The sequence below is a fragment of the Corynebacterium sp. HMSC06G04 genome, assembly GCF_001807365.1.
GTDB classification, from domain to species: domain Bacteria; phylum Actinomycetota; class Actinomycetes; order Mycobacteriales; family Mycobacteriaceae; genus Corynebacterium; species Corynebacterium simulans.
On the sequence record NZ_KV788604.1, the window covers coordinates 1 to 14,383 of the forward strand.

The 14,383-nt window shown below is 58.7% G+C and carries 14 protein-coding genes, 1 tRNA gene and 2 pseudogenes; 9 read left to right on the forward strand and 8 right to left on the reverse strand.

What is annotated here, in order from left to right; all coding sequences use genetic code 11:
• A partial coding sequence (locus HMPREF3158_RS12705) for a DUF3322 domain-containing protein (protein WP_246816177.1) occupies positions 1–178 on the reverse strand: 178 nt, incomplete at its 3' end.
• A gap of 221 nt (positions 179–399) precedes the next feature.
• Complete coding sequence (locus HMPREF3158_RS04165; RefSeq protein WP_246816175.1) at positions 400–681, reverse strand: helix-turn-helix domain-containing protein; 282 nt, start codon at positions 679–681, stop codon at positions 400–402.
• A gap of 608 nt (positions 682–1,289) precedes the next feature.
• On the opposite strand from HMPREF3158_RS04165, the gene HMPREF3158_RS04170 reads away from it, so the two are divergent.
• A complete protein-coding gene (locus tag HMPREF3158_RS04170) occupies positions 1,290–5,024 on the forward strand; it encodes a hypothetical protein (RefSeq protein WP_141740991.1) in 3,735 nt (1,244 codons plus the stop codon).
• 395 nt (positions 5,025–5,419) lie between these two features.
• Here HMPREF3158_RS04170 and HMPREF3158_RS04175 read toward each other — a convergent pair whose 3' ends face one another.
• The 3 genes from HMPREF3158_RS04175 to HMPREF3158_RS04185 form a co-directional block, all read right to left on the reverse strand.
• Complete coding sequence (locus HMPREF3158_RS04175) at positions 5,420–5,962, reverse strand: DUF488 domain-containing protein (RefSeq protein ID WP_070497415.1); 543 nt, start codon at positions 5,960–5,962, stop codon at positions 5,420–5,422.
• 696 nt (positions 5,963–6,658) lie between these two features.
• Entirely contained in the window at positions 6,659–7,006 is a 348-nt protein-coding gene (locus HMPREF3158_RS04180) for a VOC family protein (RefSeq protein ID WP_070497417.1), read from the reverse strand.
• 76 nt (positions 7,007–7,082) lie between these two features.
• Complete coding sequence (locus tag HMPREF3158_RS04185) at positions 7,083–8,417, reverse strand: AAA family ATPase (protein WP_070497419.1); 1,335 nt, start codon at positions 8,415–8,417, stop codon at positions 7,083–7,085.
• A 170-nt stretch (positions 8,418–8,587) separates the two neighbouring features.
• On the opposite strand from HMPREF3158_RS04185, the gene HMPREF3158_RS04190 reads away from it, so the two are divergent.
• The 7 genes and pseudogenes from HMPREF3158_RS04190 (at position 8,588) to HMPREF3158_RS13365 (ending at position 11,211) form a co-directional block, all read left to right on the forward strand.
• Positions 8,588–8,959, forward strand: coding sequence for a hypothetical protein (locus HMPREF3158_RS04190; RefSeq protein ID WP_246816176.1), 372 nt, complete (start codon positions 8,588–8,590; stop codon positions 8,957–8,959).
• Between the two features lie 153 nt (positions 8,960–9,112).
• Complete coding sequence (locus tag HMPREF3158_RS12890; protein ID WP_160330561.1) at positions 9,113–9,256, forward strand: hypothetical protein; 144 nt, start codon at positions 9,113–9,115, stop codon at positions 9,254–9,256.
• 41 nt (positions 9,257–9,297) lie between these two features.
• Positions 9,298–9,636 carry a hypothetical protein gene (locus HMPREF3158_RS04200; RefSeq protein WP_070497421.1) on the forward strand — a complete coding sequence of 113 codons (339 nt, stop codon included), beginning with the start codon at positions 9,298–9,300 and terminating at the stop codon, positions 9,634–9,636.
• A gap of 103 nt (positions 9,637–9,739) precedes the next feature.
• Positions 9,740–9,813, forward strand: a tRNA-Ile gene (locus HMPREF3158_RS04205).
• 93 nt (positions 9,814–9,906) lie between these two features.
• Positions 9,907–10,419 (forward strand): excalibur calcium-binding domain-containing protein, encoded by a 513-nt coding sequence (locus tag HMPREF3158_RS13115; RefSeq protein ID WP_083291036.1) that lies wholly within the window; start codon positions 9,907–9,909, stop codon positions 10,417–10,419.
• A gap of 586 nt (positions 10,420–11,005) precedes the next feature.
• Positions 11,006–11,071, forward strand: a pseudogene (locus tag HMPREF3158_RS13360) (tryptophan-rich sensory protein); the annotation flags it as partial.
• The gene (locus tag HMPREF3158_RS13365) at positions 11,068–11,211 is read left to right on the forward strand and encodes a tryptophan-rich sensory protein (protein WP_083291037.1); all 144 of its coding nucleotides are present in this window, start codon (positions 11,068–11,070) and stop codon (positions 11,209–11,211) included. The pseudogene HMPREF3158_RS13360 and the gene HMPREF3158_RS13365, both read left to right, overlap by 4 nt.
• Positions 11,212–11,224: 13 nt before the next feature.
• On the opposite strand, the gene HMPREF3158_RS04220 is transcribed toward HMPREF3158_RS13365, so the two are convergent.
• A complete protein-coding gene (locus HMPREF3158_RS04220; RefSeq protein ID WP_070497425.1) occupies positions 11,225–11,854 on the reverse strand; it encodes a hypothetical protein in 630 nt (209 codons plus the stop codon).
• A 124-nt stretch (positions 11,855–11,978) separates the two neighbouring features.
• Positions 11,979–12,705 (reverse strand): annotated as a pseudogene (locus HMPREF3158_RS12470) (IS256 family transposase); the annotation flags it as partial.
• Positions 12,706–12,744: 39 nt separating this feature from the next.
• On the opposite strand from HMPREF3158_RS12470, the gene HMPREF3158_RS04225 reads away from it, so the two are divergent.
• A complete protein-coding gene (locus tag HMPREF3158_RS04225) occupies positions 12,745–13,341 on the forward strand; it encodes a hypothetical protein (protein WP_239240877.1) in 597 nt (198 codons plus the stop codon).
• Positions 13,342–13,390: 49 nt separating this feature from the next.
• Here HMPREF3158_RS04225 and HMPREF3158_RS04230 read toward each other — a convergent pair.
• A partial coding sequence (locus HMPREF3158_RS04230; protein WP_070497427.1) for a Wadjet anti-phage system protein JetD domain-containing protein occupies positions 13,391–14,383 on the reverse strand: 993 nt, incomplete at its 5' end.

Consider the following 14,383-nt stretch of genomic DNA (forward strand, 5'->3'; position numbering starts at 1 on the left):
AGCGCTGCCAGGCACGGATGAAGCCCTGCGTGGCCTTGATATCGCGGGCGGCGGCCGTAGCTGTTGGCGGGTGCAGCGGCCAGTCCAGGTTGAGCGCAGCGGGATCGGCGAGTGCTTCGGCGAAGTGGTTGCGCAGGTACTTGGCGGCATGCGCCTGCAGGTCTTTAGGAGTCCGCATCGTCGGAGTCCTTGGGGTCGGGTTGTTGGGGGTCGTGGGTGGTGGAGGCGTCGATAAGCTTCTTGTCTCGCCGGCAAGGTGGCGTTGGACAACTTCCTTCTTGATTTCGAACGAGTACTGCTGCTCGCGCTGATATTCGCTCGGCAAATTTCGTGCTCTCAATGAAAACTGCTCCCCTCTAGTCGGTAACTGAGTTCTCAGTCCTACTAATGGGGAGCAGTTCACCCAGGCTGGCGGGTTTTATTTGTGCTCATTGCTGGCCACCGCCCAGGAGCCGAGCGAGACGGTGGATCTGCTGATCGCTCAGCGGGGGGAGCAGCGGCGGCGATGCGGCTCACGGCCGACTCGATATCCTCAAATGTCGGCTGGCGGCCGGTGGGGCGTTTGAGGGCCTCGAGGTCAGCCCTCTCGATCTTGATGCGCCCACCGATTTTGCTGGCGCGCAGATACCCCTCGGAGATGTACTTGCGGAGGGTGGAGTAGCCGCCGAAACCTTCGGCCACCGCATCCTGCAGGGGGAGAAGTGTTTTCTCGTCTTCTAGTGACGGTAAGGCGAATGCGCCCATGGAAACTCCCGGTAGCGTTTCTCCTTCCGTTAAGAAGGCGCTACCGGTGCCAATCGGCGCTCCGGCCCGGGGTCCATCCCCTCAGGCGTGTTCGGTGAGCCCTTTCCGTCGCGCGGGCCAGTGGCGACCATTGTCGCCAGACGTCCAATCCAATGACGTCCCAGGCAATTACTCCCGTCATGCTGTAGATGAAGGGTAGTCACACCAGCACAACGTGACGCCAGAATAACACGGATGAGCGGCCCAGAGCGTGACTGAGCGCTGTGAAGTTATAGTTATGTGAAACGTGGTGGTCCAGTTCAACATATAGTGCTCTTCCGTAATTACTCTTCTGGTATTGATCGATTTGGGGCTGCACGTTTAGGTATAAGGTATCGTTTATCCATTGAACTCTCTAAAGCTGGACCTGGAGCGACCTAGTTTATGGGGAGTAACTTGCGCGACCGGAGGCGTATCCCGTGAGGACTAGAGCAGGCTACATTGACCGAAGTAAGCTGAAGAACTGGGCCGATACTCGTAATTCGGAGTCTGAACTCCCGCGTCTGGTGCGTCGTCTCATCCTTGAAACGACACCGGGGTTGGTCCAGCTAGGGATGCCCGCAGGCGACGGTGTGGCAGCAGGGGATTGGGACGGTTCTGTTCGGGCAACCGAAGCGACGGCTTGGGTTCCAGATGGTTTGTCGGTATGGGAGCTGTCGGTTAATTCCAGCCCTAACAAGAAGGCCGATGAGGACTATTCTAAGCGAACAGACACTCCAGACGGCACACGGACCGCTGAATGCACCTATATCGAAGTGATCCTGCGCACTTGGACGGCACGGGACAAATGGGCTAAAAATAAGCGAAACGACCAGGTCTGGAGAGACGTCAAGGCTTTCGGGCTTGATGATATCGAGACTTGGCTTGAGGCCGCCCCAATTACATGGGCGTGGCTGTCGGAAGAACTGGGGCTTTCTCCATACGGACTTCGCACCGGTCTGACCTGGTGGCGAGATTGGGCAGCACAAACGAATCCAACATTGATACCGAAAGTTGTGCTCGCCGGTCGAACTGACACTGCCAAGGATCTCGAAGACCGGCTTGGTTCATCCGGCTCCGTCACTACGATTGCTGGCGCCTCGATGGAGGAAGTATGCGCCTTCATCGCTGCGATCGCCGTCAACCTTGATGACCAGGGCAGCGGCCAGATGCTCGCACGGCTCGCATTCGTCGACGACATATCCACATGGAGGCAGTTGACAACCTCGTCCCAACCGCTTGTCTTGGTCCCTCGCACGCCCAAGTTGGCAAGCGAGATCCCTGCAGGTACTGTGCACAACTTTTGTGTGCCGGTTGTCTCCAACGAAGGTGCCGACGTCACACTTCCAGCGTTGGATGCTGCTGAGGCAGCAGTCGCGCTGACGAGCGCCGGAGTCACAGATAGAGATAGGGCCGATGAGCTCGGTAGGCTCGCACGGCGAAGCTTAACCGGTCTGCGGCGAAACTTGGCTGTAAAGGCCGTCCTGCATCGACCGACCTGGGCTGATGCGAGTCCGTCCCGAAACTTCCGATCAATCCTGTTGGCTGGCTCCTGGGGAGACACTGCAGAAGGGGATCGTTTGATCCTCGAGGCGCTCACGGGAACTGACTACGAGTCGTTTAGAGAGGCGATCACAGGAATAGCCGACAATCCTACCGATCCTCTGGTAATCCGCACTGGCGAAGCTTGGCATCTTGTCTCACCGGTGGATGCTTGGATGCTGTTGGTGCCGAAGCTGACTCACGATGACATGAAGCGGTTCGAGACCATCGTCGAGCGGGTCTTCGCAGAGGACGATCCGGCCCTCGACCTACCGCGAGATCAACGGTGGAGAGCATCGATTGATGGCAAAACCCGTCGCTACTCCGGTGACCTCCGTCGCGGCCTCGCTCAGTCACTCGCTCTATTGGGAATGTACGGCGAAACTGTCGTCTTGTCGGGTGGAGTATCAGGGTCAGACTTCGCAAACTATCTGGTTGGGAAGCTACTCGAATGGGCGTCGACAGATGATACCGGGCGAGCGTGGCAATCACTAGCTGACATCTTGCCCCTCCTCGCTGAGGCCGGGCCGGACGCCTTCCTCGATGCAGTCAGTGCAGCAACAGCAGGCGATTCCCCTCTATTGGCCACCATATTCCAGGACAACGCCGACGAATCGGGAATCTTCTCGGGCGGAACTCCCCACAGCAATCTGCTGTGGGCGCTCGAGTGCGTGTCCTGGTCCTCTGATCATTTCGGACGTGCTGTCGATCTCCTGGCACGCCTTGACGAGATCGATCCGGGTGGTCGGCTGGCTAACCGTCCCGCGGCCTCTTTGGCTGCAATATTCCGCCCGTGGCATCCAGATAGCTCTGTCGATCCTGACCGGCGGCTTATTGTCCTCGACACGTTGCGCCGAAGACGCCCTGGCGTTGCCTGGAAGTTGGAGTGCAGCATGCTTCCTGAGGGGCACGGGACACATTTCCCGATTAGTACACCTGCGTTCCGAACTTGGAGGCCGGACAAACTATCTGTGACATACGGCGAATTCTGGAAGATGACGACCGCCGCGGTAGAGCGTTGCATCGAAGATGCTGGTCAGGATGCGCAGCGCTGGTCAACGGTCCTTTCTCACGCGGCAGAGTTACCACCAGCAGACCGAGCGCGAGTGGTGGATGCTCTCGAATCGATGGCCGACCAGCCGGAGTTTACGGCTGACTTTCGAGAAGCGGTGTGGCGAACCCTGGTGGACCTCATCGGCCGTCATCGCAAGTTTCCGGATGCTGCCTGGACACTTCCCGACGAGGAACTCGGCAAGCCCGACGCACTGGCAGCGCGCTACCAGCCGAGGTCTGCGTATGTCCGGCTGATCGGACTCTTTCAATCATGGACTCCGTATATCGGCGCTCACAAACAAGATGATTATGAAGCCTTTGAACGTGAGCTCGGGCGCCGACGCGTCCAAGCCGTAGAGAAGATCGAGGCCGAGGGCGGTTTTGACGCCATCACGAGACTGGCGCGAGACGCGTCGGTGCCGGGGGCCGTTGGTACCGCCTTGGCGAAAATCGGCTCGTCGCACGATGATGAGTTGCTCGGTTGGTTGACGTCTGCCGACCAGGCTCTCGCCAGCACCGCGATGTCGTATTTCTTGACTCGCTATTCCCTAGAAGGTTTCGCTCTGATCACAGACTTCCTTGAACAGAGCGATCTTTCGGTCGATCAACGTGTTCAACTCCTGCTTGTCGCGCGCGACAACCTCGCGGAGGTATGGGCTCTGGTTGGTAAGGACCCGGATCTTGAGGCCCGGTACTGGAGGGCATTCCAGACAATCGGCTTGGGGCAAGACATTGACAAGATCGACGAGATTGCTGAGCACTTGATCCAAGTTGGCCGCCACGCCGACGTTGTACATCTCATGAGCATGTACACCCACATCGGCAAGGACGGTCCGCGTCCCCAGGTAGCGAAACTCATTGTGCGAGCACTGGACGGGCTCCTGGCAGATCAAACTCCATCTGCCGCTGCTCGTGATCTATCGTCCTATGATTTTCAGCGGCTCTTCGCCTACCTCGAAGCTATGCGCGAGCACCTTGAGCCTGGCTGCCTTGTTCGACTGCAGTGGTCGTACCTTCCTGCGCTCGGCTATGACGCGAGAGTCCCAGCGCTATCCGAAAGCTTAGCTGCCGACCCTGCAAAATTCGTCGAAATCGTGTGCACTGTTTACCGTGCCCGGCCGAGCGGTGAGGACGAAGAAGACACCGAGGACCCGGCTCGCGAAGAACAACACGACGCTTCTCTGGCAACCAATGCGTACCGCTTACTCAATCTATGGGACACACCGCCCGGCCTCGTCGATGGAGTCATGAATGCCGAGGTGCTTCGAGCCTGGCTTGATCGAGCTATGGAGCTCCTGGCTGAACGAGGCCGGACCGAGGTTGGCCTGCAGCAGATTGGCCAGGTTCTCGGCCATACCCCACCAGACGATGACGGCACCTGGCCGGGTAACGTCGTGCGGGATCTCATTGAAGAAGTGCAGCTTGATCACATTGAGACCGGCTTCTACCTCTATATCCTTAATAGTCGTGGAGTTACTAGTCGCGGCTTGGAAGACGGTGGCGAGCAGGAGCTCAAGCTTGCTGCGGACTATCGAGTCAAGGCCCAAACATTCGCCGACATCGCGCCTCGAGTGGCTGGTTTGTTTAGGAGAATCGCTGTCTCGTACGAAAACGACGCACGACGGAACGAGGAGGAGGCAGAACGTTTCCGGCGCGGGCTGCACTGAGCGGCATTAATCGCGTCACACAGCGAGCTTGCAGGCCACTGTGAGCTGGAGTGTGTATACACATCGCTCGAGACGTTATAAGGATATGGAATGTGGTGGACTTCAAGTTCAACGTCTAGGGCCGTGGCAAGTCGGTAGCACGTTTTTCGATTCGACGCTTTGGGGCACTACCGGGGCTACCGGTGGTCTTCTTAGATTGAGCGGTTCAGATTTCCTAACCTAAAGCTCGTTTGAGCGTGCTATCCGCTGGTGTGCCTCCGATGCTGCTGCTCATAAGGTGGTGGGCGCTCCAGGAATACAAGGCGTAGGTCGCGCCTGAGATCAGGCAGAGGAGGATGCCGTGGCTGACTGAGTCGTAGTCCGAGTTTCCGCACCCCTGGCCTCTGGTGTACGCGCTAGCCCCGCTCGGGGTAGCGCACGAGGAGATCGTTGCCGATGACTGCGCCGTCGTTGAGCGTTGCCTCGCTTACCTTCGCCCCGGCTGCACCCAGGCCCATAATGTGGCCAACCTCGTCACCGTGGGCGATGAGGTGGGCGGCGATGATACGCCGGTGGCAGCGCCACCACACCGCCTCTGCGCACATGATCGCGGTGGGGGTTTCGGCGGCGTTCGCCCGTAGCTGCGAGAACGCGTCCGAGGACTCCTCGCCCAGCGCAGAGTCGGCGTAATTGTGGAAGCTGCGGTTACGCCAGTTGCCGTTAACCTCAAACGGCACCGCGTGGGACACGTTGCGCCTCCCAGTGAGGCCCTCGCTTCTGCTGTAAGTGATGCCACATGTGGGAAGGTGTTCGGCAAGGTGGTCGCCGTTGAACCACGGGTACTTCCTGGACCCGGGCAGCTTGCGCACATTCACGATGGATGCCACACCGGCAGCCTTGAACATTTCAGCGAAGTCCTCGAACTCGAGGTTGGAGTGGCCCACGGTGAAAATGCGCATGTCGCCAATGCTACGCGCCAAGCGGTTACACCCACATCGGCGTCCAGGTATCGTGCACCGGCAGGTACTCGGACCGGTAGAACGCGCGGGTAGCAGGGAGGACGTTTAATGTATTTGCGCCCACCTTTGCGCGGCATCAATCCTATTTACGGACGAGCGTTCCGCACGGACCGTTCGGTAAAGTTTCAACGGACTACCTGGGCGGTATCGGAAGCCTGAATTAGCCGTTTGTGGGGCGAATCCCATGTATGTCTTGTTAAAGGACGCTGCTGCACGATGAGCGGGGGCTGAGGCTACCTGGTACGCACTCTATCGTTGCCGCACATAGCCGGGGTGGTGGTTTTAGCTGCTGTTCACGAATGAGAAGGTTTCTTTGCGCCGACACGCCGTCGAGTTCAGGTTTAACGTGTGATCCGACTTCGGTCGCCGAGCGTGCGCTCCGAGACGAGAAAACCGTGTAGCGTGAGCTGAATCCCAGTTGCAAGGATAAGGGGAGGATTGTTGACTACCACTGAGGTAAATGGTGACTGAGAAGCTTTACGTGCCGATTCACCCTGGCTAGGTCCTGACGGAGGACTTCATTGAGGGACTCGGCATCGCACATTACAAGCTCGCTGAGTCTATCGGTGTTCCCAGCGGCGGATCAAAGAGATAGTGCATGGCAAGCGCGCCAACACTGCCTTGCATCTTGGGTGCTCATCGAGAATGCATGCCAACGTTGATGACGTTGCTTGATCCGTCGCGGTAGAAGAAGCGCGTGACGCCCCGCTTTTCGGTCGTGAGAGGGTGCACGATTTCACGATCTGCCTCGACAGTGCGACAGTAGGCGGCTTCGACATCATTGACGAAGATTAAGACATCGGGGTTCTCGCGGGCTGTGGCATCTCTCGTGAGGAGATTCAGCTGACAGCCTCTGGAATAGGCGAGTGTGACGATCCAGCCGTGATCCATCACCACCTCGAGACCGAGGACTGCAGCGTGTTCGTCGACGCTTCTGCGGAGATCTGCCACTGTGAGGTTGGGGACGATGCGTTCGATGTTCATGCAGTCAAGTTTCCCGATGAAGGCGTGCCAGGCAAGAGGCTATTCGACTACAGAACGTGGTCAAGCGCCCGCCCTTTTATTCGCCGTCCGCGACGAGCTCCTTGAGTGCATTGAGAGCTTCGCGGGAGGCGGTGCCGTAGCGCTCGCGCAGGAAGTGGTGGGTGGCGTCGGGGTTGTCCAGTGAGATGGATGTCTCGCTGAGGTTGTGCAGTTCTGATTCGCCGGCGGCGGTCTTTTCCACGGACCAGAAGCTTTCCGGGCGCAGGCCCAGTTCGCCGGCGCGTTCGAGGGCGCTGAAGGCGTGGGAGGCAAAGATGAGCTGTGCGCCGTTGACGTTGATGCTGGGCTCGCGGAAGGCGTTGATGATGAAGTCGAGGAGTGCTGGGCGCAGGGCGGAATCTAGTTCATCGGCAACCAGGGTCCCGCCGCGGCGCAGGGTGTCCAGGATTAGGGGAGCGGTGGCCATCCAGTTCTGCGTGCCGCCGGATTCATCGGTCAGCTTCAGCTCGTAAAAGGAATTATCGGCCTTGTGCTCCACGATGATGGCGTGCAGTAGTGATTCAATCTCCGCATCGGAGTAGGCGCTGAACTCGTCGGGGCGGCGGAGCCGTGCGTTGCTACGGCTGAGTGCATCGATGACCGGGCGCATCTGGCGGAAGACGTGCTCCGGGATGTGGTCCTGGTTGAGCCGCACGGAGTGGATACCGGCATCGGCCGCGCGCAGTAGGGCGGCAGCCTCATGCAGGTGTAGCTTGCCGGTGCGGATGAGGGCGGTGATGCGGGAGGCAGTGCTCATCGCGGTATGCCCGTGCGGCAGGTAGGCCACGTCGTGCACCAAGGCGCGGGCCAGCGGGGCGAGCACGGGGTGCCCGTCGCGCAGGCCGGCGGAGAGGATCAGCTCGGTGTCTGTCACGGGCCCGAACTTGGACACATCCCCCTTATCCATAAAGGAACGCGTCCACTGCACCTCCTCACCGCGGGTGCGCACGAAGCAGGGGCTCCACCTGGTCGAGGGCACGCGGCTGAGCCACTCGGCATGCACGCCGGTGAAACTCCACTGGAAGCCATAGAGGTAGCGCACGTCATCGAGTTCGAACTCCAGCTCAAAAGTGCTGGGCAAGCGCTGCGTGCGGGGGTTGAGGCGGTACGGGGCGTGGGGGAGTTGGTTGGGTGGGGCGTCGGCAAGCCAGGCGGTGGCAGAAGACTCGATAGCAAGCAGTGCGAAGGCTAGGGCGTTGAGGACGCTGCTCTTTCCGGAAGCGGTGGGGCCGATGAGAACGGTGACGGGGTCGCTGACCTGCTCCCAGCCTTCCTCCGGCGCGGTGGAGTGCTGCCAATGGTGGTACAGCGAAAGTGTCTGCGTGGCGCGGATGCTGCGGAAGTTAGACACACTAAAGGAAAGGAGCCTCATGGTCGCAAGACTACAAGCCCACCATGTAAATCGGTCCTAGGTTTGGGTGCTGAGATTCGTTTTCTTCCCGTGCCTTAACCCGGTGGGCGCTGGTAGCGTTTTAGTACACACCGCAAAAGCAATCACAGGAGGCCACATCCTATGCACGGGGATACTACCGAGCTGCTCGTGTGTCTCGGGTTGGTGGTTGTCATGGTTCTCTACTGGACCTATTACATCCGGAGTGTGCGAAAACTCCCAGATCAGAAAGATGGTATGACACAGCCGATTCGGAAGGTGCCAAAAGTGATGGCGTGCTCTTTATTTATCCTTATGGCACGCTAATTATGGGCGCTGCCGGTGCCACGGGGTTGGTTGCAAATATGAACCTTCCCGAGCCTGTTGAAGCGGTGCTGTTTCTTCCATTTATTGCTGCTTTTGTCATTGGGGCGATTGGTTTTACAGGCGCTTGGGATTCCGCTTCCGTGGTCTTTTGTGCCGCGTTGGGTCGTGGACATCCGCAAAGCGAAACGCGCTCGGAGGCGCGAGCGCAGGCAAGCTAAGAAAATGAAAAAGCAAGAAAAGAAGGAATAGGCTTGGGCTCCGCTAACCCAGTGTCCGAAGGCTGTGCGCAGTGGTCCGCTGTGGAGTCTGGGGTTGGGGACGTTTCAGTTTTGTGGGTGAAAGTAGCGGTGATGCGCGCTAGGCTTTCTGGCATGAAGTATCGGAACGTTAACATCAGCTCCGTCGCGGCGCTTGTCATGAGCCTTTTAGGCGCGGCGTTCTTTGCTTTGGGGCGGGTCATTTTTGACGTTGGCGGATGGGCCGCATTCTTCTCCATTCCGGCTGGGGATTCATAGCCATTGCGCTTCTTGGACTGTGGTTTATCCCTGTACGCAGCGTGAAGGAGGACGCGGATGCTGGGACGTATAAGGCCTTCGGGTGGCGTGAATCTTGGGCCTTCATCGCGGTGACGGCGTTTCTCTTCCTGACCGGCTTCTTTATGGTCGATTCCGGTGATACGGATGAAAGCGTGAAATCCGCCTTCACTCAGATTGTGGGGCGGTGGGCTTTAGATTTTTCCGCGGTCTTGTTTTGGCTCTGCTGTCTTGGGATGATTGCGTCCTACATCGTGGGCGTAGTTGTGGCGGTGAAAAGGCGGAAGACCGTTGCTGAGGACTCGACGCAGAGATCGGGCCCGGAAAACCTCGGTGAGGATGGCGGCCAGGACGGGCCCTAAATTGCCATTTTCCGGGCCTGCCGATTAATGTTGCTGGGAGCGGATTCGCTGTTTGTATCGTGCGCTAGTTGAATACTGGTGCCCTTAGCAGGCAGGGATACGCGGGGCTATAGCTCAGTCGGTTAGAGCCGCGGACTCATAATCCGCTGGTCCCGGGTTCGAGCCCCGGTGGCCCCACTCTTTGGGATTCTCATCACAAAGTGCCAGCGTACAGGGTGAATCTTTGTAATCTGAAGAAGCCTTAATTCTTCTCTTTCGGAGGTTCTCCCGATGTCTCGCTCTCTTGGTTTGATGGTAACTACTCTGGGCGCTGCCGCACTACTTGTAGGCTGCGGTGGGGGAGGCTCCGATTCTCAACCTACGTCGGAGCCAGCCACGACGACATCGCAGACCACCACTTCCTCTTCTAGCTCGGCTACTTCCACTACTTCTTCTGTCCAGCCTTCTGAAGTAACCCCGCCGCCGACGGAACCGGCGGTGCAGCCAGAGGTAAGTCCCGCGCAGGTAATGGAAGAAACCGTCCAGCAACAAGCCGGATTTTTGGCTCCACCAGCGGACGTTGATGCAAATGTCGATCCTGATGCAGGCGCCTACGTTGAACAGCCGGCTCCGGAAGCACCAGCTGTTGAGGAACAGCAGGCTCCAGCGCCGGCGCCAGCGGCTGCTTACTATCCGAACTGTGCAGCGGTTCGTGCTGCTGGTGCAGCCCCGATCTATGCGGGAGATCCTGGCTACAGCTCCGATCTCGATCGCGACGGTGACGGCGTAGCTTGTGAAAACTAGCTAAACGGCAACTGTTAAGGAGAAGGCATTTGCGCGGCGTCGCCAAGCATGTGCCCTTTCTTGTCGTGCCTGCCTAGTTGATAAATAGTGGCAGCAGGAACGCCATGCCGGTGCTCCAGACAAGGTGGAGCGTGGTGGTAGAAGAACAGGAAATTGGGCGCATCGTGTTCTTGGGTGGGCTGCGTCCTTCGGATGAAGAGCTCTCGGAGCGTCTGCAGGGCGCTATTGGTCCGGATTGGATTCGCCATGAGATTACGCCGATTTCGGTGCGCGATGTGGTCTTCTACCTGGCTAGCGCGGCGGAGCTACCAGCTGATGCGAATCGCACTTTCGATATTGGCGGCCCGGACACTCTGGAATACGCCTTCATGATGAAGGAGTACGCGAAGACGGAAGGCTTGTTGCCGCGCTTGGCGTTCTCCGCGCCGGTGACCACCCCGGAGTTGGCTGCTCGGTGGATTGCTTTGGTGACGCCGATTAAGACGGGCCTGGCGGAGCCGCTCATCGGCAGTCTGCTGCACAATACTGTGGCCAAGGAGCGCGACCTGGAAGAGATAGCCGCCACTACCGCAGCCTCAAACTCCCGAACTGGCAGCCGCCGGCCATCGCGTTCCCAATTGTCTGGACTGCGCTGTATGGGCCGGTGCGCTGACCGCAAGCTCTGCGGATTTAGTTCGTCGCGCCTGGAAGTCCGCACCTGAGCGCGGTGCGTTGCTAGCACCCTATACGGCATGGACGGGCTTTGCCACCGTGCTCAGTGCGGAGATTGCGCGATTGAATCGCAGACACTAGCACTGCGACTGCGCTAGAGGATTGTGACCCGGCCATGCCAGAACGGCCCGCTATTTACGCTAAATGAGGCGCCGGAGTTGCGATCGCCGTCTTTTTCGCAGGTAAGGGTGTCGCCAGCGGAATCGATGCGGCAATCGACGTTGTAGGTCTGGCCAGTGGTTGGGCTGGTGACTGTCACGGTCGTTTTCGGGACGGCAGTGACATGGGGGTTGCTTTGACTGTAGGTGTAGGTCGCTGCGGTGGCTGCCTTGTAGAGCTCCGCTACATAGGCACAGGAACTCATGCTGCCAGGGCGAACGGTGATGTCTGCGGGGAAGTCGTAGCAGTCGGTTGAAGCGATGGCATCGCCGTTGGGATAGGTGTTGCTGCCAGACTGGGTATCTGGATTTGCGGCAGCCCCGCTAGCGTCTTGGGCGTTGGTGCCCTCACTGCGATTGGCCAGAGTTGGCTGTGGACCTTGATGTTCCTTTGCCGCGTTTTCGCTGGAGGTTGAACGGGCGTCGGATTGCGTAGCGCCGGCAGCTTGAGAAAAGGAGGTTTCCGGCAGTGTCTGGGCAGAATCTTCGCTGTTGTTGCTGCAGCCGGTCAGAAGAAGCGTTGCTGCAAAGGACAGGGAAAATAGGCGAGAAGAGAGTTTGTGCATAGGAGTAATCTAAGCCGATTGCACAGCGCACTGCGGGAAAATGGGGAATCTTCCCCTACGTGCGTTCCTTGCCTAAATTTGGCTTCGCGGAGCGTGTCAAGTTTTTGTGTGGGGTTTGGTTTTCTTAGAGGTATTTATTGAAGCGGTCGGGGTAGGCCACAGCCATTTGGTTGATGGCTTGCTTCCAGCCGGAAACCTTTCCGCCCTCGACAAGTCGGCTCGCTGACGCTGCGGCCCGTTTCCTTTCTTGGCGCGTTGATCAGCGCGTTTGTCTTCAATAGTGCAGATCATCAACCACAGTGTCTTTAGCGCGGATTCGTCGTTGGTAAATTACACTCGATTGCGGGTGGCTTTACGCAGCTCATTGTTAAACGACTCGATAGAGTTCGTCGTGTAGATGACTTTCCTCGCTGCCGAAGGAAACTGTAAAAACTGCACGAACTGCTCCCACGCGTCCTGCCAGACTTTAACGGACCGGACGTATTTCTAACCCAGCTCAGAGCCTGCGAATTCCTCCAACGTCGCGGCAGCACTGGCCTCATCTGGGGCGGTGTAGATTTCTTCAACGCCGCTGACACTTTCTTCCGGTCCCCGTAGGCTACCCACCGGTTGGCGGCACGTATCAGGTGCACGACACAGGTTTGCACCATGAAACCAGGCGACCGCGTCAGGTAAGCCTTCAGCCCATCACAGCAGACAATTAAGACGTTCTTAACCCCACGGTTCGACAAGTTAGAGCTCACTTGTGCCCAAAACGACACTCCTTCTTCTTTAGCTATCCATAGTCCCAAGATGTGCTTGATTGCTTCGATATCAACGCCGATGGCCATGTAGGCAGACTTGTTGATCACCCAGTGAAGTGCCCCGAGTTTTGTTCCTAGGCATTTGCCTTGATTTCTATTATTTCCTGTGGCGGGATCTGCTTCCAAAAGGTCAAGTCCGCGTCCGTGGTTCGGGCGCTTGCCCGCATCAATATTTTTGTTTTCGTCCCACGCCGCACCCCTGCAGACGCTGGTAGCGTTTATACATACCGCAACCGACAGCCACGGGAGGCCTATTCTATGGACGGCGATGTTACTGTGCTGCTTGTATGCGCCGGGTTAGTGCTTGTCATGGTGCTCTACTGGACCTACTACATTAGGTGCGTGCGGAGGCAACCCAGATCGGAAAAGTGGTACGACGATGTCGACTTTGTAGGCGCAGAAAGTGATGGGGTCCTTTTCATTTATCCTTACTGCTCGCTCATTATGGGCGCTGGCGGCGCCATGGGGTTGGTCGCAAGTGCCAACCCTCCCGAGTTTGTCTACACGGTGCTGAAGGTTCCGCTCGTGGCAGCTTTCGTTGTCGGAGTCATTGGATTTACGGGCGCGGTCGGGGTTCCGCTTCCGTGGCCTTTTGTTCCTCGTTGGGTCGTCGATATCCGCAAAGCAAAGCGTGCCCGAAGGCGTGAGCGCAGACAAGCCAGAAAAAGGGAAAAGGAAGAATAGCTACTGCAGGAAGAGGCCATTTTGTGCAGCGTTCGCGGGGGTGGCAGCGTCACGCTGCTGCGAGCGTTGCATGAATCACCGCATTCACATGAGCAAATGGAATCCGCTCCTGCTCAATGCGCAGCCGGCCCGCAGTGAAGAGAAGGCGGTAGGCGCGCTGCTCTTCGGTGGTGAGGTGGGTAAGGGTGGCGGAGCCGTCGCCGGGGTCGGGGACAGCCAGGTGCTGGAATTCGGTGACGGTGGCTGTGTCCATGAGCAGTGACGTCGTGTGGGGGAAATGGGCGCGCACGGCGTTGAGGATGGCAAAGCCGGCGGCGTCGAGGTCGCCCCAGTAGGTGATGTCGATGAGGTTAAGCCAGTCCAGTGCGTGGAGTTGGTGGGCGGCGGTGCCGGCACCGAGGAGGGCGACGGTGGGAGGGGAGGCGTCGGCAAGCGTGGGCAGTGCCAGGAAGGTTTGTTTGTTCTCCACGATGAGCACCCGGGGTGGGGTGTCGGGGAAGAGGGTTGCGGCGTCGGCGAGGGGGATTTCGATATCGGAGAGTGCCGGGGCGTGGTTGAGGTAGCGCAGGCGCAGGCGGGCGTCACTGCGGCGCAGGCCCAAGTCCGTGATGCCGAAAGGAGCAAGGAGTGCCAGGAGCAGGCGGCGGTGGGTGCCTATCCATTTGCCGTCCACACCTTCCACCGGCACGGCGCGCTCCCACTCGCCGGAGTCAGGGTTGGCGCGCAGCCAGGTCAGGCACGGTCCTAGGCATTTCAGATCATAGGCGCTTAAATCCTTCCATTGGGTATAGCTGCGGCGGACGGTATAAGTGAAGTCCTGGGAGTCCGGAAAGATGGCGGCGATGTCCTGGGTGCGCTGGAGGGCCCTGTCGTAGTCGGACATCAGGCCCGCGACGGTAGCGATGCGCGCGGCGCCGGTGAGTACTGCGCGTGTGGGAACGTCGTTGGTGCCAAGGCCCGCGCGGGACCAATTTCGGGATTCATAGATGACCTCTTCCTGGTGTGGCCAGCGCTGCCAGGCACGGATGAAGCCCTGCGTGGC

What these genes read in the sequence shown, in the direction of transcription:
- HMPREF3158_RS04175 (WP_070497415.1), bottom strand. Translation starts at nt 5,962, where the DNA reads ATGCGCATTTTCACCGTGGGCCACTCCAACCTCGAGTTCGAGGACTTC.
- HMPREF3158_RS04180 (WP_070497417.1), bottom strand. Translation starts at nt 7,006, where the DNA reads ATGAACATCGAACGCATCGTCCCCAACCTCACAGTGGCAGATCTCCGC.
- HMPREF3158_RS04185 (WP_070497419.1), bottom strand. Translation starts at nt 8,417, where the DNA reads ATGAGGCTCCTTTCCTTTAGTGTGTCTAACTTCCGCAGCATCCGCGCC.
- HMPREF3158_RS12890 (WP_160330561.1), top strand. Translation starts at nt 9,113, where the DNA reads ATGAAGTATCGGAACGTTAACATCAGCTCCGTCGCGGCGCTTGTCATG.
- HMPREF3158_RS13115 (WP_083291036.1), top strand. Translation starts at nt 9,907, where the DNA reads ATGTCTCGCTCTCTTGGTTTGATGGTAACTACTCTGGGCGCTGCCGCA.
- HMPREF3158_RS04220 (WP_070497425.1), bottom strand. Translation starts at nt 11,854, where the DNA reads ATGCACAAACTCTCTTCTCGCCTATTTTCCCTGTCCTTTGCAGCAACG.